Source organism: Natrinema ejinorense, assembly GCF_002494345.1.
Taxonomy (GTDB): Archaea; Halobacteriota; Halobacteria; order Halobacteriales; family Natrialbaceae; genus Natrinema; species Natrinema longum.
In genome coordinates this window covers 3,051,904-3,072,041 of record NZ_NXNI01000001.1, presented here as the reverse complement: position 1 = coordinate 3,072,041, position 20,138 = coordinate 3,051,904, and the positions used below count along the sequence as shown (strand labels likewise).

The window sequence follows — 20,138 nt, the reverse complement described above, 5'->3', positions numbered from 1 at the left end:
GGTTGCACCCGCTCGAATGGGAAGGGAAGATTCTTCCGACTGCCTGCCGGATGGAGAGGTATGAGTCAATTTACGGTCAGTGGTCGGTTCAAGAGCCGCGACGGCTTCGCGGAGTTCGAGACGACGATCGACGCCGAAAACGAGAACGTCGCCCGCGAACACACCTTCTGTCAGTTCGGCAGCCAGCACGGGCTCAAACGCAGCGAGATCGAACTCGAGGAGGTATCCCAACAATGAGTCAACAGCAACTCCAGCAACTCTCCCAGGAACTCCAGGAGATCGAAGAACAGATCGAGGCCCTGCAGACGAACGTCGAGGCCATCCAGCAGGAAAAGACCGAGGTCGACGAGGCCATCGAGGCCCTCGACACGCTCGAGACCGGCTCGACCGTGCAGATGCCGCTTGGCGGCGGCGCGTATCTCCGAACGACGATCGAGAACATCGACGAAGTGATCGTCGACCTCGGTGCCGACTACGCCGCGGAGTTCGAGGAAGACGACGCCGTCGACGCCCTCGAGAACAAGAAAGAGCACCTCGACGACCAGATCGACGAACTCAACGAGGAGATCGCAGAACTCGAGACCGAGAGCAGCGAACTCGAGCAGCAGGCCCAGCAGCTCCAACAGCAGGCGATGCAACAGCAGATGCAGGGGATGGGCCAGGGTCAGCCCGACGAGTAACGCGGCGCAGGCAGTCTTATCGATACCATGTTCGACAACCTGAAGGATAAGCTCGGGAGCTTCCGGAAAGACGCCGAAGAGGCCGCCGAAGAGAACGTCGAGGAGGTCGACGACGACGAACTCGAGGGCGAAGAGATGGAGGCGGTCGACCCCGACGCAGCGCCGGCGGAGTCGACGGCTGCGGAAGCAACCGATACTACCCCCGAAACGGCGGCCGCCGAGACGGCAGCCCCGGCGTCCGCTGCGGTGGAACCGGAACCGGACGCGGAATCGAAGCCAGAGGCAACGACCGAGTCCGCCACCGCAGACGCGGCCGACGCCGCCGGCCGGGAGCCGGCGACCGATTCCGACTCCGATCTCCTCGAGTCCGACGACGCCGATTCGGTCACGGACGAACCGGGTTCCGACGAGGAGCCGACCGATACGGCGACGCCTGCCGAGGAATCGCCCGGCGACGAGGACGAGGTAGACGACGACGGGCGGACCGGCTTCGGTGCCAGGGCCAGATCCCTCTTTACGGGGTCCTCGGACGACTCCGAGCCGGAATCGGACGAGACGACTCCCGAGGACGCGCAGGCCCCTGGAGCAACTCCGGACGAGGAACCGGTCGATGTAGCGGCCGATGCCGAGGAATCGCCCGTCGACGAGGACGAACCGGCCGTCGACGACGAACCCGAGGACGACGCCGACGATGGCAACTCGACCGGGTTCGGCACGAAGGCCAAGTCCCTCGTCAAGGGGAAGTTCGTCATCGAGGAGGAGGACCTCGAGGGGCCGCTCCACGAACTCGAGATGGCGTTGCTCTCGAGCGACGTCGAGATGGGCGTCGCCGAGGAGATCCTCGACAACATCCGCGACGAACTGGTCGGCGAGACGCGGACCTTCACGACCTCGACCGGCGAGGTCGTCGAGGAAGCGCTGCACAACGCGATCTACGACGTGATCAGCGTCGGCCAGTTCGACTTCGACGAGCGCATCGCCGTCGAGGACAGGCCCGTCACCATCATCTTCACCGGCGTCAACGGGGTCGGGAAGACCACCTCGATCGCCAAGATGAGCCGCTACTTCGAGGAACGGGGCTACTCGACGGTGATGGCAAACGGCGACACGTACCGTGCGGGTGCCAACGAGCAGATCCAGGAACACGCCGACGCCCTGGGAACGAAGTGTATCAGCCACGAACAGGGCGGCGATCCCGCTGCGGTGTTGTACGATGCCGTCGAGTACGCGGAGGCAAACGACGTCGATATCGTCCTCGGCGATACGGCGGGCCGACTCCACACCAACGAGGGGTTGATGGACCAACTCGAGAAGATCGGGCGCGTCGTCGATCCCGACATGACGCTGTTCGTCGACGAGGCCGTGGCCGGTCAGGACGCGGTCAACCGCGCCCGCGAGTTCGACGAGGCCGCGGAAATCGACGGTGCCATCCTGACGAAAGCCGACGCCGACTCCAACGGCGGTGCGGCGATCTCGGTCGCTCACGTCACCGGAAAGCCGATCCTGTTTCTCGGTGTCGGGCAGGGGTACGACGACCTCGAGCGGTTCGATCCCGACGAGATGGTCGAGCGGCTGTTGGCCGACGAGTAGGCGGCCGTCGCCACGTCGGATTTCCAATTATTGCAGAAGACACTTATTGTTTCTTTGAGACGTTCGCGTATGAGCCGCCTTCGTTCCCGACGCGCCCTCCTCGCCTCCATTGCGACGTCTATCGCGGTCACGACGGGCGGTTTCGAGTACGGCGCGAGCGATCCAAGCGGGCGGCTCCTCGAGTCGGGGACCGTCCCTGCGGACTGGTACGAGTGTCGCGATGTCGCCCGGCCCGAGCCGGATTCACCGGACGATGCGGACGCGCTCGAGCCCCTGGAGTATCCCGCACCGCCGTCGCAGTCCTGTTTCGAGGGACAGCGTCCCCCATCGAACCGTTCGTCGGCGACGCGCTCGGATGGGGATCCCGATCGGTCGGACTGTTCACCAGCGTCGGGGCAAATCTCGGGTGCGAGCCAGTACGTTATCGCGTTCGAGCGGGCGTATCAACGGAACGCGTTCATCGAGCGGTATCGGTCCGCGGCGCGAACCGTCGAGCTTCGACGGATCGACTACCGAACGGCCGCGATCGGTTCGTCCCCCAACGCCGATGCTGTCCTGGTGGCACTCCGCTACGATCTGACGACCGGCACACGACAGTCCTCCCGGGACTCACGTGTCCAGTGGGACATCCGTACGACCTACTACGTCGACGACCGGTCGGCCTTTCGGGCCCGATACAGCGGCGTCGCCGAGGAACTGACGTTCGTTCCAGATCCGCGAACGCGGGGCGAACTCGTCGCCTGTTTCGGTTAACGTTTCCCGTGGGCGCTGTCGGTGGCCGCCAGTCTCTGGCCGTCCACCCGTCTCGAAGTACTGGCCCGTCGCTGGCTCGCATCGGTCATCCGGTACCGGGCATAATTGCCTTTATTACCGACGCTTCGATCGTCGGTATCGACCGTAACCGGCGTCTGATGCCGCCCCGTCGACGATTCCCGGCTGGTTTCGTGGTCGGTCGCCGAACCTTGTGGCAATATTTACTGGTGGAACCGACCCACGTCATGATTCGCCGAGTTACGGAGGCGTATAGGTGTGGGGTTGCATTACCCGTTAAACAATGGCTCTTCAAAAGCATCTGCGACAGACGGCACGCGCCGGTTCGTTCGCTGCCGTCCGAACGCAGAGGTGGTTCGTGTGAATACAGTCGAAGAACACAAACAGGAGAAACACCCGCTCGACGTCGTCGACGACGTCTACGACTACGCCGACGAGGAACTCTCCTTCGAGGAAATCGAGGATCGCGCCGGCGGCGGCGAGTGGGAGCGGCTGAAGTGGGCCGGCATGTACGCCCAGAAGCAGGAGGGCTACTTCATGATCCGGACCAAGGTGCCCGGCGGGAAGCTCACGCCGGAGCAGGCCGAAGTGATCGGCGAGGTCACCGACGACCTCGCGGTCGCCCCCGAGGAGTACGGCGGCGAGGAACAGAACGAACTCTGGGGCGACGCCTATCTCGACATCACGACCCGACAGGACATCCAGAAACACTGGATCCGCGTCGAGGACGTCCCCGAGATGTGGGACCGGTACGACGAGGTCGGCCTGACGACCGTGCAGGGCTGTGGTGACTCCGCCCGAAACGTGCTGGGCTGTCCCGCGGCTGGACTCGACGACCACGAGTGTTTTAACGCCCAACCGGTCATCGAGGCCGTTTCGGACTTCTTCACCGAGAACCGCGAATACGCCAACCTCCCGCGGAAGTTCAAGATCACGATCACCGGCTGCGCCCACGACTGTGCGCAGTCCCAGATCAACGACGTCGGTCTCGTCCCCGCGAAAAAAGAGATCGACGGCGAGCATCTCTACGGCTTCCACGCCCGCGTCGGCGGCGGGCTCTCCGACGGCCCGCGGATGGGGTCGGAACTCGACGCCTTCATCCGGCCCGAAGACGCCGTCGAGTTCTGCCGCGCCGTCGCCCAGACGTTCAAGGAGATCGGCGACCGCAACAACCGCGGCGTCTGCCGCATGCGCTACCTCGTCGAACAGCTGGGTCCCGAGAAGTTCGAGGAAGCGGTTCGCGACCGCTGTACGATCGACCTTCCCCAGGGCGGCGAGAACCTGACCGTCGGCTACCAGGGCGACCACGTCGGCGTCCACGAGCAGAAACAGGACGGGCTCAACTACGTCGGCTTCAACGTCATCGCCGGCCGCATGGGCGGCGACGAGTTCGCCGCCGCCGCCCGCGCCGCCGAAACGTACGGGACCGAGGACGCCTCCGTTCGCCTCGCGACCGACCAGAACTTCCTGATCACCCACATCCCCGACGAGAACGTCGACGACCTCCTCGCGGAGCCGTTCGCCCAGGAGTACAGTCCCGATCCGGGGCCGTTCTCGCGGGGCGCAGTCGGCTGTACGGGCAACGAGTTCTGTAACTACGCCATCATCGAGACGAAAAAGCGAACCAAGCGCTGGGCTCGCGAACTCGACGACCGCATCGACGTCCCCGACGACATCGAAGCCATCCGGATGCACATGTCCGGCTGTTCCGCGTCGTGTGCCCAGCCACAGATCGCCGACATCGGCTTCCGCGGCGAGACCGTCAAACTCGAGGACGAGAACAGCACCAACGCGGAAGGCGACAACATCGTCGAGGGAATGGACTTCGGTCTCGGTGGCTCGCTGGGTGCCGACAACGAGTTCCTCGATTGGGTCGAGAGCGCCGTCCCGGCCGACTCCGTGATCCCGGCCCTCGAGCAGCTGTTCGAGGCCTACTCCGTGGATCGCGACGACGGCGAGAAGTTCTACGAGTGGTGTCGCGGCGTCGACAACGAGCGACTCCGGACGATCATGCAAGGGGCGGATGCGCCGGTTGCACGGGGTGTTGCCCATGGGGACTGATAGCGAGGACGAACGTAGTGAGTCCTCGAACGGATCGAGCGGGGAGCGAAGCGACCCGCGAGAGAGCGAGGCCTCGGATCGAGCGAGCGGCGAAGCCGCGAGCCGCGAGGCCGACCGCCGACTCCCCCACGTACCGGCGTCGGACGACGATGACGACGCCGTCATCGTCCCCGACGCCGACGGTGGCGCGTCCCGTTCCCGAGAGGGTACGGATCACGCTCGAGAGGGAGCCATCGCGACGGACGGGGGTGAGGGAACCGACGGTTCCCGACCCTCGTCGGAGCGAAGCTCCGACGTTGGCAATGGTGCCGCCGAAGCCAGCGGCGAGAGCTGCTCGCCGACCACCTGCACCTGCGGCGAGAAAACGGCTGCCGACACCGATGGCGAGTCCGAGACGCCGCCCGTCGCGACCGACGGTGCCGGCGTCGCCAACGTCGACGAGATGGGCGAACTCGGCGACCTCGAGTTCACCGAGCCCGCCGAGAACGTCAGTCAGGACGTCTACGACGACTCCCCCGACACCCGCGTCGGGATTCCCGAGGGCGTCGATCTGGACACGCCCGAGTACTCGATCCGCTCGCGGATGAACGACATCGAGACGCCCGACGAGAAGACCTGGTTCATGGAACTGGACGAGGCCGTCATCGACGAGGGGCGGTGTATCCAGTGTGGGACCTGCGTCGCCGCCTGTCCGTCCGACTCGATCGGGGTCGGCGACGACGGCCTGCCGGAACTGGTCAAGATGTGTACCGGCTGTTCGATGTGTTGGGACTTCTGTCCCCGCGGCGGCCTGCGCTACGAGCGCCAGTGGAAGATCACCGGCGGCGACGACAACGTCAAGGGCGCGGGCGATCCGATCACGGAGTTCTCCGCGAAGGTCGAGGACGACTGGACCGATCAGGCCCAGGACGGCGGCGTGGTCACCGGCGTCCTCGCGACGCTGCTCGAGGAGGGCGAAATCGACGGCGCGCTCGTCGCCACCGAGAGCGACGAGGAGGCCTGGAAGGCCGAGAGCTACCTCGCCACGACGACCGAGGAACTCATCGAGAACGCCGGCACCGTCTACAACCAGACGCTCGCGCTTGGCAACCTCGACCTCGAACAGTGGGAGCACAAACTCCCCGACAAGGACTGGGACGACCTCTCGCTGGCCATTGTCGGCACGCCCTGTGAGATCGAGGGCATCCGCGCCCTGCAGGACTTCGAGTGGGACTACCAGGCCCAGGACGAGGGTATCCGGGCCGTGGACTACACGATCGCGCTGATGTGTACCAAGAACTTCAACTATCACAGCCTCATGGGCGAGCAGTTGGAGGAGCAACGCGGCATCTCACCCGAAGAGATCGGCAAGATGGACGTCCTCAACGGCAAGATGATGGTCTACGACCACGACGGCGAGATGATCGTCGAGGAGGACATCGAGAACTTCCACGACGCCGCGCTCAAGGGCTGTGACGAGTGTGCCGACTTCACCGGCTTCTGTTCGGACATCACCGTCGGCTCCGTCGGTAGTTCCGACGAGTACTCGAGCGTCATCATCCGGACCGAGCAGGGGATGAAGGCGTGGGAACTCACCGAACCGAACCTCGACTACCACGACCTCGAGGACAAGTCGGCGGTCGGCAAACTCCAGGGCTGGGACAAGAAGAAGGCCTTCGAGAGCCTCGAGCGGCCCTTCGATCCCGACGCCCCGCGGTTCATCGAGTACACCGACCACGCCGAGAACTACGGGACGGCACTGAACCCCCACGATCAGGGGCACTGACCGGGCCCGATCCGGATTCGTCGCCGGTATCTTTTCCCGTCGTTCTTTTCCGGTGAGTAGTGAGAACTAGCTGTTCGAGACCGCACGCTACGGCGAAGCGAGACGCGCCTCCGTGCGGACGAACAGGAACAGTCCGAGGAGAGCGAACGCTGTTGCCGTCACACCAGTAATCGCGCCGATGAGGGGGTATGCCATTCCACCCAACAGCCACAACACACCGAGATAGAACGCAAAGCCCGCCCCGAGAAGATAGAGAATCGGATGCCAGTATCGCGTCCTGGAGACGACTGGGCCAACGAGGAGGGCCACTCCGATGAGGCCAAACTGGAGCACGGATCCGGTCGCCATCGGCGACACGAAAACGGCCAGATACAGGTGGATACAGGCGAGGGTGAGACTCAACGACAGAAACAGTCGCCGTAATAGGCCCGTGTCGCTCCGCGATGTGACTCCCATTTTCGTTCCACTACAGACGATCACCGTATAACGGTTGATGAACGGCGCTGCGAGGACGCTCCACGTCCGGTCCTCGTCTCGGCGGGATCCGCGACTACAAACGGTCTGCGTCTGGGATCTCTGCCGTCAGGGACGACTCCCACTGAAAGAACGACTCCGGAATGCGCCGGCCGGGAATTGAACCCGGGCTATGAGCTTGGGAAGCTCATGTCCTACCACTAGACCACCGGCGCACACCTACTGCGTTCGCTCGCGCCGTCGTTCGCAAATCCCCCGATTTGCTCACCACCGGCGCACGTCGACAGTCGTGCATACCTCCCGATTGCACTTGAACGTAGCGCTCTCGAGTTCGCCCACGTCCCGGCGATCGGAACTCGGCTGCGAGTCATCGATTGGGACGGGTGGCTCCCCCCCTCCCCCGTCCGCGAACGACCGCCGAAATCGACCGTCCGGTCACTTTTTCCCGGTGAGGGGAGGCTATTAGGTCTCGCCGCCCCTAGTACCCCCATGATCGATCTTCGCTTTTCGGAGGCAGAACTCGAGCAGCGGCGCGAACACATTACCGGCTTCATTCGCGAACAGATCGACGCCGCGGGTTCCGAGGGTGCCGTTCTCGGCCTCTCTGGAGGGATCGACAGCACGCTGACCGCGACTCTCGCCGTCGAGGCCATCGGGGCCGAGAACGTCCACGGGCTCGTCCTACCGGCGACCGTCAGCAGCGAGGGGAACATGAGCGACGCCGAGCGGGTCGCTCAGGACCTCGAGATCGGCTACGACGTGATCGAGATCGAGCCGCTCATCGATTCGCTGCTGGCGGCGTATCCGGAGGCCGAGGGCGACCGCGAGGCGGTCGGCAACGCGCGTGCCCGCCTCCGGGCCGTGCTGAACTATCTCGTCGCCAACCACGAACAGCGACTGGTTCTGGGAACCGGCAACCGCAGCGAGGCCGCGGTCGGCTACTTCACCAAGTACGGCGACGGAGCCGTCGACTGCCACCCGGTCGGAAACCTCTACAAGGCGCAGGTCCGCCAGCTCGCCCGTCACGTCGGCGTTCCCGAGGAGTTGGCAGCCAAAACCGCGACCGCGGAACTGTGGGCCGACCAGACCGACGAGGACGAACTGGGGATCGGTTACGACACCCTCGACTCGATCCTGGTCGCCCACATCGACGGCCCGCTTTCGGTCGCCGCGACCTGCCGGCTACTCGAGGTCGACGACGCGACCGTCGAACGGGTCCGCGGCATGTACGAGCGAAGCGAACACAAACGAACGGTCCCGCCGGCACCGCCGTCGCTCGAGTAGCTGACCCCGTCAGGCTCACTCGGATCGCGCTCGCCACTCCTCCTCGAGCAGGCCGTACCAGTAGACGTCCCGGTACTCGCCGTCGACGAACTCGGCATCGCGGTGGACTCCTTCCCTGCTGAACCCGATCGTCTCGAGAAGCTGCTTCGAGGGCTCGTTGAACTCGAACACGCGGGCGGCGATCCGGTGGAGTCCGAGCTGATCGAAGGCATACCGGACGACGCGTTCCGTCGCCTCGGTGCCGTACCCTTGGTCGTGGTGCTCGGGTGCGACCCAGTATCCAAGTTCGGCTTTCTGGGACTCCCAGTCGAACTCGAAGAGCCCGATCGTTCCGACGGGCGTCGAGTCGGCGACGATCAGGAGATCCACACTGTCGTCACCACAGATCCGATTCTCGAAGAACTCGCGCTCTTGCTCTCGGTTGAGCGGCTTCGATCGTCCGAGCGGCCCCCAGATTCGCGAGTCGTTGATCTGGGTCTGGAGGAACTCGAGGTCCGCCTCCTCGATCGGTCGCAGGGTGAGACGATCGCCGTCAAGAAAAACCGGTCCGGGCATAGGTCCTCCATCTCCGGTCGTGAACAAATCACTTTTGCCGGACGTCGAGGACCGATCCCGCTCGACGAACTCGCGGAGTCAGCGCGCCTACTCGAGCAACGCGTCGATATCGTCGGCGTGGGCGGCGACGAGGTCGGCGAAGGCCTCGGCTTCGCGTCGTTCCTGACTCGAGCGCTCGCCGTCGTCGCGAAGCCGGCGTTTCAGCACCGCCAGCGCGTCGGTTGCGTTGTCGGCGATCGCTTCGGCCACCGATCTGGGGTCGGCCTCGAGACGCGAAATCAGCCCGATCCGAAGCGCTTCCTCGGCGTCGATCGACCGACCCGACAGCGCGAACTCGAGGGCATCGCCCTCACCCAACACGCGCGGCAACCGAACGGTTCCGCCCCAGGCACCGAACAGGCCGAAGCTGACCCCCGGTTCGCCGTAGGTCGAGTCGGGCGTTCCGACCCGCACGTCACAGGCCAGTGCGAGTTCGAGGCCGCCCCCGCGTGCGGGTCCGTCGATCCCTGCCACGACGACCGCCGGCGAGTCTTCGATCGTTCGGGCCACGCGCTGGCCCAGGCGCGCGAACTCCGCAGCCCGATCGCGATCCCCCTCGAGCGCTGCGACCGCGTTCAGATCGGCACCCGCGGAGAACGCCGGGCCACGGCCACGAAGATAGATCACGGGCTCCTCGGCGTCGTCGATCGCCCGCTCGAGGGTCTTCAGTCCGTCGACCGTCAGCGCGTTGCGCGCGTCGGGTCGGTCCATCGTCACGGTGCGAATCGGTCCGTCGGCGTCGACGTCGATCATGTCAGCAGTCGACCGGGCGTTTCCAAAGGTCTTTGGCTCCCCCGTCGTAACCCCCCGCTAATGGAGAAGGCCGACAGTTGTCGGCGTGCCGCCGCCGAGGCCGTCGCGGACGTCGAACCACCACAGCTACACGACTATATCGAATCTACCCTCGATCGGGCATCGATGGTCCCCGCCACGCTCACGCTCGAGAGTGCTGCGATGATGGCAGCCGAGCGACGGGTCCTCGAGGACGATCAGTTACCCGACGACGAATTCGATGTCGATCCGGATCGAACGCAGTCGGCCGCCGATCGCGACGACGACGTCGGTCGCGGGGCAGACGGGATCGCCACCCACGCGGCTGGCGTCCAGCTCATCTACGAGGGGTTGCGACTGACGCGATCGCTCGCCCACGACGAGCCCTGGTCGACGACCGATGCCGACGCCAGCGACGGCGATCTCGCGATCCTCGCCGCCGACATCCTCGTGGCTCGTGGGTTCTACCTGCTGGCCCGTACTGACGCCGCCGACAAAGCCGTCCGCACCGTCCAGTCGTTCGGCCGCGACCAGACCCGTCGCACCGAACACGCCGCCGACGGCGGGCTCGAGACAGACCCCGCCGACCACGACGGCGAAACCGAATCCGAAACCGGAATCGGGGCCGGCGACGTCGATCCCGGGTCGCTCGACGCCAACCTCGAGCGCGACGTGATCGAACTCGCCGTCCTCACCGGGGCCGTCGCCGTCGGCGAAACCCCCTCGCCACGGCTGCTCGCCATCGCCGACGCCCTCGCCGAGACCGTCGGCACTTCGTTCCCGCCAGTCGAGGGCTCGCTCGTCGACTTCGAGCCCTCGATCCGAGAGCAGTCACTCGAGGAGCAGCCGACCGATCGTGCGACGTCGGCGACGGATCCCTGACCGGCCGCGACGACCGCGGGAGGGGACCGCGACAGACCGACGCATGGCCCACTCGAATCGAAACCCATAAAGACATCTCCGGTCAACGAAGAAGTACGCGCCTGGGTAGCTTAGCGGTAAAGCGCGTCCTTGGTAAGGACGAGAGCCCGGGTTCAAATCCCGGCCTAGGCTCTTATCGTTTCGTTGAAAACCCCGCTCGGAACCAGCTGTGAGTGTCCTTTGCGTTCCTATTCTCTCCCATGGAATGAGATGAGGTGGTTCAACGAACTCCCTCTTGTGAGAGACGACAACTGGACCGCGCGCACCTTCGTCGGCGTGAGGTCCCACTCGAGGTAAACGGTAGCAGTTCGTGACGCCGCAGGTTGAACCGCGAGCCTTGCGGGCGAACGACGAACATCGAGGATCTATACGCCGCCTGTCGAGTTCGGCGTGCTGCATAGAGAGGATCGATTCAAGAGGAATTGCAAACCGGAGTAAATTTTCGAGAGTATAGTCAAAACCACGTCACTTAGCGGTGACGTAGGTGAGAAAGGCCAGAGCGACGGTCTGAAGCACGCGGAGGGTGGCCACGGACTGCTGGACGCCTGGGGAATTAGCGTAGAGCATCCCGGTGCTGAAAAAGAAGTAAATTGCGACGACATTCTCGAGAAGTAGAACGGCGCCGAACATGGCCAATCCTGCGGTCATCTCGGATCCGAACGTTCGGTAGTTGCGGACCCAGATAATCGTCAACACCACTAGAAGGAGTGCGTTCACTGCCGAGAGGAGGGTCGCCACCAGCATCCAGGGTCCCATTGTCCCCGCCATTCACATCGCCTCCAGAACGGTTTTGAACTCCTCGCGGTGCCGCTCGAATCGATCGGTCAGGAAGTACAACTTCCCGTACTCGCCGCCTCCGAATTCAATAACGTCGTGTTCCTGTAACATGTCGAGGTGGTGTCTCGCGGTATTGTAATCGACGTCGAGGCACTCCGCGAGCTGATTGGCGTTCCGGGGTCGATCGTCGAGGGCGGCGATGATGCGCGCTCGGTTCTCGCCGCCACGGGTGCCAACCAAGAGATACCAAAGTGCCTTCTTCACCGTGCATGCTCTCGTCGGGGGAGTATGAGTCTGGCGCTCATCCGTTTACCGTTTTCGTGACCCAGCCGGTCGCCCCGCTTGGGAACGCGTCCGACCGCTCTTCAGGCTGGAGGTTTCCCTCGCCGTCGATCGCTCGCACCACAACCTCGTGGCTGCCGTCGGGTTCGAACTCGTAGCGCCACTGTCGCCACACGTCGATCCCGGGGAGCGGCTCCGAGAGTTCCGCGTCCTGCCAGGTGCTGGCCCCGTCCGTCGAGACTTCCACGCGCTCGATGCCACGCGTCCCGGCGTAGGCGTGGCCGGCCACCTCGACGGTCCCGCTGTCACGGACGGTGTCGCTCCAGAGTTTGGCGACGGTGTTCACCGGACCAGTGCCGTGCCAACCACGCTGTTCCCAGTAGCCGTCCATTTCCTCGTCCAGGAGTTCGATCTCGGTGAGCCACTTGACGTTCGTCTCGCCCCAGTGACCGGGGATCAGCACGCGTACCGGGTGGCCGTGAGACTTGGGGAGCGACCGACCGTTCATTCCCCACGCGAGAAAGCCGTCTTCGAGGGCCTCGATCGGGAACTGGACGAAGTACCCGTCCTCCGCACGGAGCATCGCACACCCACATTCGCCCTCGGGGTCGGCCACCTCGAGGAGTGGTTCGATCGGCGTCCCGGTCCAGATAGCGTTATCTAGTTTCTTCCCGTTTAGGCCCTCGCCGACACACCGGAGCGTCACGAACCGGTGCTCGGTCGGCATATCCGTCAGTTCGTCGAACGTAACGGTTACGTCGTCACCGACTTCCCCGGTGATCGTCAGCGACCAGTCGTCGGGCGAGAGGTTCGGGTCGAACTCCGCTATGTCGACGTTGTAGAACTCCTCGAACGTGCTCACGAGTCCCGGAACGTCGCCGCGGATGTCGAGGGACTTCGCTTTGGCCTCCTGCATCAGTGTGGCGACCTCGTCAGCCACCGTCTCGCTTCCACCAGCGGTGGTGTTGTCGAGAGGCTCACCGCCGGCGGTGTCGTCGTCGGCCGTCAATCGACGGAAACCGATAGCTGTGCCGACGAAGGCCAACGCGCTCACGCTCGAGATGAGTGCACGTCGCCGCGACGGGTCATGTTCGGGAGCGGCGAGCGGCGTGGCGCCAACGGCGGTAAGTACTGTGACGGGCCCAGCAGCACCGACTGCGAGTAGTGGCTCTGCTGTAATCGAGGCAGTCAGGCTCCACGCCAAGACGCCGGACAGTCCACCACCGATCACGGGCCGCTCGAATCTTCGAGCAATGTGAAGCCCGACGATCGCAGTGCCCGCGAGCAATCCAGTTGCGATACCGAACGAAAGCGCAATGTGCAGCAGATGCCCCTGTTCGCCGACGTTCTCTATCATCCAGGCGACGATCAGTCCCGGCGTGGCCCTGACGACAAGGTCGTCGATGGGTGCGACGAGGAACCCCCGGGTGTATCCCGCCGCCATGTAGGATCCTGCGACGCCGGTCATGCCCGCAAGCGTCGCGAACGCGACAGCGTTGCGGGATGGATAGTCCACCATCGTTATGTCCGCCTCTCGTTCATTGGTTCACTCCATCTCCACGGAGACGATGGGACAGTTGACGGTGGCGGTGTCGGTGTCGAGGATGTTCGCCGAAGTGGCCGTATCGAGGTCCGAAACGTCTTCGAAATCGGCGTTGTCGTAAACGGTGACCGTCCACAGCGGCGAGTAGCTCTCGTCGCCCGGCAGCGAGGCGACTACGTTGTGCGTTTGGTCGCTCATCTCCTCGGTCACGAACCCCGACTGCGGGCCACCGCCATCCTCGTCGGGGTTCGCGTTGAAGGAGACGTAGATGGGCGAAACCGGCACCTCGTTGCCGTCGGTCGCCTCCAGCGGTGCCTCCTCGAAGAGGAAGTAACTGACGACCTCCCCCTCGTACCAGCCCGCGATCAGTCCCTCGTCCTCGTCGCCTGCGCGTTTGGTGGCCGTGGAACCCTCGGGGACGACTGGACAGTTCTTGATGCTGTCAGTGGCCGTGATCTCGAGGTCGTGCCCCATCAGGTCGGCGCTGCTTGTCACCGTGTTGGCCTCGTAGTCGTCGGGGACCGTGACCTCGTGGACGTGCCAGAAATCGTTGTACCCCTCGTCACCGGGAATCACGTCGATGATGTTGAGTTGGTCCTCGACCGGATCACCGTTCTCCCGGACGAACGCGTAGATGGGTGCGGGCTCGGCCGGCTGGACGTCGAAGTTGTAGTACTCGACGGCCCCGCCGTCGGGACCGAGTCCCTGCGTGATGAACGGTCCCTGATCGAAGTCGATGGGTTCGTCGGGGCCCGGCAGGTCGTTCATCTCGGTACGCACCAGCAGCGTCCCTGCCTCCTCGCTGAACCGGTCGATCTCCGCCCGGGGTGCCTCCTTTGGGTCCATCGAACGAGATTCCTCCATCGAATCGTCGTTCATGGATTCATCATCCATCGAGTCGTTTCCAGACGGTTCGTCGCTGCCTATACATCCGGAGAGTGCAACCACTGTCGTGCCACCTGCGATCTTCAGCACTCGACGGCGTGTCGTATTGTTGTCCGACATAACAGTTGGTCGCACGAGAAGAGCGAAAATATAGATTTTTCAAGAACCGTGCAAATTCGCACCAATTTCGGTTCAAATTCGGTCTAGATTCTGTGCAGATTTGGGTGGCTGTGTCGTGACGAATTTCCAATCGCGCCCGGGTAGTATCCCTGTTTGGCAAGAACCGGTGGATCGATTCATTCGAGCGCGACCCGACACCCCGTCTCGGCCGATTCGTATGCGGCTTCGATGGCGTGTAAGTCCGCGAGGCCGTCCTCGCCGTCGGGTTCGGGGTCGGTGCCGGTGAGCACGCAGTAGCCGAAGTAGTCGAACTCCTCGCAGACCTCGTCGATGGTCGGTCCGGTGTACTCCATCCGGACGTCGCCGCTTTCGACGACGATCTCCTGGGGGACGACGCCGCCGAAGGGCGACTCGATGTCGATCATGCCCTCGGTACCGACCAACTCGAGGGCGCTCCGGGCGTGAGCGTCGAAACTGGCCGTACACGAGGCGGTTGTGCCGGTCTCGTACTCGAGTTGCAACGCGACGTGTTCGTCGATCGCCGCGAACGGACCGCCGCTCGAGGTGGTGGTCGCGTACACGCCCGTCGGCTCACAGTCGAGGAGGAAGCGAATCGTATTGAGGGGATAGACCCCGAGGTCGACCAGCGCGCCGCCGCCGGCGAGGTCGGGATCGAGCCGCCACGTGTCGGGGCTTGCGGTCTCGAGAAGCGGGTGCGAGAAGCTGCCGTGGACTTGCACGACGTCACCGATCGCGCCCTCGCGGACGAGCTCTCGCGTCCGGCGAACCGTCGGCTCGGTCTGGAGCCGATAGGCGGTCATCAGCGTCACGCCGGCCGTGGTGCAGGCGTCGACGACCTCCCGAGCGCGCTCGACGGTCGTCTCGAGGGGTTTTTCGCAGATGACGTGTTTTCCGAAGGCGGCTGCTGCGGTCGCGTACTGGCTGTGGAAGGCGTTCGGCGTCGCGACGTAAACCCCGTCGTAGGCGTCCGTGTGGGTGCCCGCGAGGAACGCGTCGTAGTCGATGACGTGTGGGATGTCGTACTCCTCGGCGACGTCGGTCGCGCGATCGGGGGAGCTCGTGACCAGTACTGTCGGTTCGCAGTAGCTCCCGTTGTGGATCGCGGGCAGCGCGCGCTGGCATGCGAAGCCGCCGACCCCGATGATTGCGAGTCGAACCGTTCCTGCGATCGATTCGTGCTCCCAGTCCCGTCGCGTGAAGTTCGCGAAGGCGTCTTCGAGCGCCATAGTACTGCTACGAATCCAAGCGAAAAGGGCTCCAGTGAACGGATTCCTGACTGTCAGCGTTCGGTACTCATCGGTTCCGACGAACAACCGATGATTGGTTTTCGATCGTTGTATACGTCGATGGTATTCCCCCGGTATTCTATTTCGAAGGAAAAAGTTATTCAATAGTCGCCACTGATATGCAAACAGCCACTGGTGACGTAAGATGGTCAAAATGGAAACGGCGGAGCTGGAAACCGATCTGAGTCTGTTCAAATACGACACCCTCGAGCAACTCCCGTCGAGATACCGGGAGCTCGAGGAAGCCGAACGGACCGAACGCATCGAGGCGGCGCTCGAGGAACTCGGCGACGACGTCGTCATCCTGGGGCACAACTACCAGCGACGGGAGATCGTCGAGCACGCCGACTTCATCGGTGACTCCTACCAGCTCTCGAAGGAGGCGGCCGAGGCCGACGCCGAGTACGTGATCTTCGGCGGGGTCACGTTCATGGCCGAGAGCGCGGACATCATTACGGACGACGACCAGTCCGTGATCCTCCCGAGCATGGAGGCGTCGTGTCCGATGGCCGGCATGGCCGAGGCCCTGCAGGTCGACAGCGCGTGGGCCGAGATCACGGCGGCCGCGCCCGACGCGGACATCATCCCGATCACCTACATGAATTCCTACGCGGACCTGAAGGCCTTCTGTGCGAGTCAGGGGGGGCTCGTCTGTACCTCCTCGAACGCCCACAAAGCGTTCGAGTACGCCTTCGACAAGGGTGACAAGGTCCTCTTCCTCCCCGACAAGCACCTCGGGGAGAACACGGCCCACCGGCTCGACATGGAAGACGAGATCGCCGAGTGGGACCCGTGGGACCCCGAGGGGAAAGACGCCGACGAGGTCGCGGAAAGCGACATCATCCTCTGGGACGGCTACTGCCAGGTCCACGAGCGGTTCCGCGAGGACCACATCGAACAGGTCCGGGCGGACAATCCGGACGCGAACGTCATCGTCCACCCCGAGTGTCGCCGCGAGGTCGTCGAAGCGGCGGACGTGGCCGGATCGACGGCGACGATCTGCGAGACCGTCGCAAACGCCGATCCCGGCGACACCTGGGCCATCGGCACCGAGATCCACCTCACCAACCACCTCCAGCGCTGGCACCCTGAGGTGAACGTCGTGCCCCTCTGTGGCGACGCCTGCATGGACTGCAACGCCATGCGCCAGATCGACCCCAACTACCTGACCTGGGTACTCGAGGAGCTCGTGGAGGGACGCGAACACAACGTGATCGAGGTCGCCCCCGAAGAGAAGGAACTCGCGGGCGTCGCGCTCGACCGCATGCTCGAGATCTAACGATGACTGAAACCGACACCAGTACGGCGACGACGACCGACGGCGAGACTGCGGATGTGCTCGTCGTCGGCAGCGGCATCGCGGGCTGTGCGGCGGCTCTCGAAGCGGCCAGAGGGGGAGCCGAGGTACTCCTCCTGACGAAAGCGACGAAGCCCGCCGACGCGAGCACCGACTGGGCGCAGGGCGGTATCTCGACGACGCGCGGGAATCCGGAGTCGCTCAAGACAGACATCATCGACGCCAGCGACGGCACCGCCGATCCGGACGCCGTCGATACCCTCGTCGAGAACGCCGACGACGCCGTCGAGGACGTGCTCGTCGACACCCTCGCGGTCGGGTTCGACGAGGCCGACGACGGGGCGTTCGACTACACGCGCGAAGCGGCACACTCCGAGTACCGAATCCTCCACGTCGACGCCGCGACCGGGACGCACATCCTGCGGCCGTTCCTGAACTACGTCGACGACCACGATCACATCGAGGTCCGGCAGGACACCGCCGCCCTCGAGTTGATCACGGCGGAGGGACGCGTCCACGGCGTGGTCAGCGACGAGGAGTCCGACGGGCACCCGATCTACGCGGGTGCGACTGTCCTCGCGACCGGCGGCGTCGGCGCGCTCTACGGGCGCTCGACGAACCCCGACGACGCGACCGGCGACGGCATCGCCATGGCCGCGCTCGCGGGCGCGGATGTCACGGACATGGAGTACGTCCAGTTCCATCCGACCGCCTACGCCGGCGACGATCCCTTCCTGCTCTCGGAAGCCCTCCGCGGGGAGGGCGCAGTGCTGCGAAACGGCGACGGCGAGCGGTTCATGGACGAATACCATCCGCAGGGCGACCTCGCACCCCGCGATGTCGTCGCTCGCGCCGTCGAGACCGAGCGCGAGGAAACGGGCGAGGTCGTCCTGGACGTGAGTCCCCTCGAGTTCGCGGCCGAGTATCCCGCCATCGCGGAGAAGTGCCGCGACCGAGGTATCGAGGGCGACGAGATCCCGGTCGCTCCCTGCGAGCACTTCCTGTGTGGCGGGATCGACGTCGACGAGCGCGGTCGCACCTCGCTCGATCGGCTCTACGCCGTCGGCGAGTGCGCCCGGACCGGCGTCCACGGCGCGAACCGACTGGCGAGCACGAGTCTGCTCGAGGGGCTGGTCTGGGGCCTGCGGGCCGGCGAGGATGCGGCGGGCGAGGTGCAACGCACCGCGAGGCGAAGCGGTGAAACCGCGGAGCGCGATCCCGAGGTCGTCGAGGCTCCCGAACTCCGGAACCGAGACCCCGATCTCCCCGAGCGCTTCGCCGCCGAGAAGTTTACCCGACTCACGCAAGCGATGGACGAGTATCTGGGCCTCGAGCGCGATCCCGAGGAGATCGCTCGCGCGAGTAGCGTCCTCCGGCGGCTCAAGGGCGAGGTCGACGCCTACATCCGGACGCGAACGGCGCGGGACCTCTACGAACTTCGAAACGCCAGCGTCGTCGCATTGCTGATCGCGCGGGCGGCCAGCGAGAACACCGAGTCCGTGGGCTGTCACTACGTCGCGACCGACGCCGACGAGTCGGTGCCCGAATCGCCGGCGGACGATTGACACAGCCATGATCACCGACGCACAGGTCGAACGCTGGCTCCGCGAGGACGTCGGCCACCACGACGTAACGAATCAAGTCCCCGGCGAGACGACCGGCAGGCTCGTCGCGAAGGACTCGGGAGTCGTCGCCGGCCTCGAGGCCGCGACGGCCGTCTTCGAGTATCTCGACGCGACCGTGACCGATCGGCTCGCGGACGGCACCGCCGTCGAACCCGGCGACGACCTGCTCCGGGTCGAGGGGACAGCACGCGAGGTCCTCCGCGGCGAGCGCGTCGCCGTGAATCTCGCGGGCCACGCGTCGGGGATCGCGACCCGGACGCGGACAGCAGTCGACGCGGCCAGGGCCGAATCCGCGGCCGTCGCGATCGCCGCGACCAGGAAGACTACCCCGGGTCTGCGCGGCCTCGAGAAGCGCGCGGTCGTCGCGGGCGGCGGCGACACCCACCGGCTCGACCTCTCCCACATGGTCATGGTCAAGGACAATCACGTCGCGGAACTGGGGCTCGAGGATGCGATCGAACGCTTCCAGGAGCGGACCTCGTTCGCGACGAAGATCGACGTGGAAGTCGAGACCGTCGCGGACGCCCCGCGGGCGGCGGCCGCCGGTGCCGACGTCGTCCTACTCGATAACATGTCGCCCGGGGACACCCGGCGAGCAGTCGCCGAACTCGCCGACTACGAGGGCGTGCTGGCCGAGGCCAGCGGCGGGATCACCGTCGCGGACGTTCCGGCGTACGCCGCGACCGGCGTCGACGTGATCTCGATGGGCTCGCTCACCCACTCGGCACCGTCGCTGGATCTCTCCTTCCGAACGGGCGAGTAACCGCCTTCATTCGTCGTCCGGACCCCACGCCCGAACGTCCGATGCCTCGAGGAACAGCGACGGATCGTCGTGGGAGAAACTCACCCACTGGTCGGTCGACTGGGTCGTCACGTGGGTCAGTAGCTCCTCCTCGAGGAGTGCCGTCTCGAAGACCGGTCGACACGCCGCCAGATCGTACGTGAGCGGAACGAAGATCGCCGTCTCGGTCGCGTCGTCGCGTTCGACCGTCAGCGCGACCCGTCGATCGCTCTCCGCTTCGGCGGGCGGGCGGTAGTAGACGTCGGCTGCCGTGATCGTGACCGCGCCCGCTTCGACGAGTTCCTCGACGATATCGTACTCCTCGGCACTGACTGTGACGTCGAGCCCGACCCGTTCGTCCTGCTCGACCGGCGAGACGGCCGTCGGTTCGAGGACGACGGCGTCCCAGCCGTCCTCGCGGTACTCCTCGGCGATCGATCTCGCGTCCGCGAGGAGTTCCTCCCAGAGCGGGTCCGTCGTCTCCGGGGCGTCTGCCGTCATCGACGAGCCTCCGATCGCACCGGTCGCGTTCGGTGTTCCATACTCGAGTCCGACGGCGCGGAGCGGAAAAACGTTACCTCACGTCGGTTCGGTCGCGCTTCCCTTCCTG

General features: G+C 64.9%; 20 protein-coding genes and 2 tRNA genes. 12 read left to right on the top strand and 10 right to left on the bottom strand.

What is annotated here, in order from left to right:
• Nucleotides 1-60: 60 nt before the first annotated feature.
• From rpl18a to CP557_RS15250, 6 genes are all read left to right on the top strand, one after another.
• A complete protein-coding gene (rpl18a, locus tag CP557_RS15275) occupies nt 61-237 on the top strand; it encodes a 50S ribosomal protein L18Ae (protein ID WP_097380697.1) in 177 nt (58 codons plus the stop codon).
• Nucleotides 234-680 carry a prefoldin subunit alpha gene (gene pfdA, locus CP557_RS15270; protein WP_097380696.1) on the top strand — a complete coding sequence of 149 codons (447 nt, stop codon included), beginning with the start codon at nt 234-236 and terminating at the stop codon, nt 678-680. The genes rpl18a and pfdA overlap by 4 nt, the downstream gene beginning before the upstream one ends.
• A 27-nt stretch (nt 681-707) precedes the next feature.
• Nucleotides 708-2,270, top strand: a complete 1,563-nt coding sequence (gene ftsY, locus CP557_RS15265; RefSeq protein WP_097380695.1) for a signal recognition particle-docking protein FtsY — start codon at nt 708-710, stop codon at nt 2,268-2,270.
• A gap of 69 nt (nt 2,271-2,339) precedes the next feature.
• Complete coding sequence (locus CP557_RS15260; protein ID WP_097380694.1) at nt 2,340-3,023, top strand: hypothetical protein; 684 nt, start codon at nt 2,340-2,342, stop codon at nt 3,021-3,023.
• Between the two features lie 378 nt (nt 3,024-3,401).
• The gene (locus tag CP557_RS15255) at nt 3,402-5,102 is read left to right on the top strand and encodes a nitrite/sulfite reductase (protein WP_097380693.1); all 1,701 of its coding nucleotides are present in this window, start codon (nt 3,402-3,404) and stop codon (nt 5,100-5,102) included.
• Nucleotides 5,092-6,867: a Coenzyme F420 hydrogenase/dehydrogenase, beta subunit C-terminal domain gene (locus CP557_RS15250; protein ID WP_097380692.1), complete on the top strand. Its 1,776-nt coding sequence runs from the start codon at nt 5,092-5,094 to the stop codon at nt 6,865-6,867. Before CP557_RS15255 ends, CP557_RS15250 begins: the two co-directional genes overlap by 11 nt.
• 87 nt (nt 6,868-6,954) lie before the next feature.
• Here CP557_RS15250 and CP557_RS15245 read toward each other — a convergent pair whose 3' ends face one another.
• Together CP557_RS15245 and CP557_RS15240 are read right to left on the bottom strand one after the other, a co-directional pair.
• Entirely contained in the window at nt 6,955-7,323 is a 369-nt protein-coding gene (locus CP557_RS15245; protein ID WP_097380691.1) for a hypothetical protein, read from the bottom strand.
• Between the two features lie 162 nt (nt 7,324-7,485).
• Nucleotides 7,486-7,556, bottom strand: a tRNA-Gly gene (locus tag CP557_RS15240).
• Between the two features lie 274 nt (nt 7,557-7,830).
• On the opposite strand from CP557_RS15240, the gene CP557_RS15235 reads away from it, so the two are divergent.
• On the top strand, nt 7,831-8,625 hold the full coding sequence (locus CP557_RS15235; protein WP_097380690.1) for an NAD+ synthase: 795 nt from the start codon (nt 7,831-7,833) through the stop codon (nt 8,623-8,625).
• 15 nt (nt 8,626-8,640) lie between these two features.
• On the opposite strand, the gene CP557_RS15230 is transcribed toward CP557_RS15235, so the two are convergent.
• Both CP557_RS15230 and CP557_RS15225 read right to left on the bottom strand, forming a co-directional pair.
• The gene (locus tag CP557_RS15230; RefSeq protein WP_097380689.1) at nt 8,641-9,180 is read right to left on the bottom strand and encodes a GNAT family N-acetyltransferase; all 540 of its coding nucleotides are present in this window, start codon (nt 9,178-9,180) and stop codon (nt 8,641-8,643) included.
• An 87-nt stretch (nt 9,181-9,267) separates the two neighbouring features.
• A complete protein-coding gene (locus CP557_RS15225; RefSeq protein ID WP_097380688.1) occupies nt 9,268-9,972 on the bottom strand; it encodes an enoyl-CoA hydratase/isomerase family protein in 705 nt (234 codons plus the stop codon).
• A 60-nt stretch (nt 9,973-10,032) separates the two neighbouring features.
• On the opposite strand from CP557_RS15225, the gene CP557_RS15220 reads away from it, so the two are divergent.
• Nucleotides 10,033-10,872 carry a DUF7114 family protein gene (locus tag CP557_RS15220; RefSeq protein WP_097380687.1) on the top strand — a complete coding sequence of 280 codons (840 nt, stop codon included), beginning with the start codon at nt 10,033-10,035 and terminating at the stop codon, nt 10,870-10,872.
• Nucleotides 10,873-10,971: 99 nt separating this feature from the next.
• A tRNA-Thr gene (locus tag CP557_RS15215) sits at nt 10,972-11,043 on the top strand.
• Nucleotides 11,044-11,376: 333 nt separating this feature from the next.
• Here the strand turns inward: CP557_RS15215 and CP557_RS15210 are convergent.
• The 5 genes from CP557_RS15210 to gfo6 form a co-directional block, all read right to left on the bottom strand.
• Nucleotides 11,377-11,667, bottom strand: a complete 291-nt coding sequence (locus tag CP557_RS15210) for a hypothetical protein (RefSeq protein WP_245853032.1) — start codon at nt 11,665-11,667, stop codon at nt 11,377-11,379.
• 12 nt (nt 11,668-11,679) lie between these two features.
• A complete protein-coding gene (locus CP557_RS15205) occupies nt 11,680-11,952 on the bottom strand; it encodes a winged helix-turn-helix domain-containing protein (RefSeq protein WP_097380685.1) in 273 nt (90 codons plus the stop codon).
• Between the two features lie 37 nt (nt 11,953-11,989).
• Nucleotides 11,990-13,489, bottom strand: a complete 1,500-nt coding sequence (locus CP557_RS15200) for a molybdopterin-dependent oxidoreductase (protein ID WP_097380684.1) — start codon at nt 13,487-13,489, stop codon at nt 11,990-11,992.
• A gap of 27 nt (nt 13,490-13,516) precedes the next feature.
• Nucleotides 13,517-14,407: a hypothetical protein gene (locus CP557_RS15195; protein ID WP_245853030.1), complete on the bottom strand. Its 891-nt coding sequence runs from the start codon at nt 14,405-14,407 to the stop codon at nt 13,517-13,519.
• A 287-nt stretch (nt 14,408-14,694) separates the two neighbouring features.
• On the bottom strand, nt 14,695-15,765 hold the full coding sequence (gene gfo6, locus CP557_RS15190) for a D-xylose 1-dehydrogenase Gfo6 (RefSeq protein ID WP_097380682.1): 1,071 nt from the start codon (nt 15,763-15,765) through the stop codon (nt 14,695-14,697).
• Between the two features lie 205 nt (nt 15,766-15,970).
• On the opposite strand from gfo6, the gene nadA reads away from it, so the two are divergent.
• From nadA to nadC, 3 genes are read left to right on the top strand one after another with little or no spacing between them, the layout of a single operon-like run.
• Entirely contained in the window at nt 15,971-17,104 is a 1,134-nt protein-coding gene (nadA, locus tag CP557_RS15185; protein ID WP_097380681.1) for a quinolinate synthase NadA, read from the top strand.
• Between the two features lie 2 nt (nt 17,105-17,106).
• Complete coding sequence (locus tag CP557_RS15180) at nt 17,107-18,687, top strand: L-aspartate oxidase (protein ID WP_097380680.1); 1,581 nt, start codon at nt 17,107-17,109, stop codon at nt 18,685-18,687.
• Nucleotides 18,688-18,694: 7 nt separating this feature from the next.
• Complete coding sequence (gene nadC, locus CP557_RS15175; RefSeq protein WP_097380679.1) at nt 18,695-19,510, top strand: carboxylating nicotinate-nucleotide diphosphorylase; 816 nt, start codon at nt 18,695-18,697, stop codon at nt 19,508-19,510.
• Between the two features lie 6 nt (nt 19,511-19,516).
• On the opposite strand, the gene CP557_RS15170 is transcribed toward nadC, so the two are convergent.
• Nucleotides 19,517-20,029: a DUF7529 family protein gene (locus CP557_RS15170; protein ID WP_097380678.1), complete on the bottom strand. Its 513-nt coding sequence runs from the start codon at nt 20,027-20,029 to the stop codon at nt 19,517-19,519.
• Nucleotides 20,030-20,138: the final 109 nt, after the last annotated feature.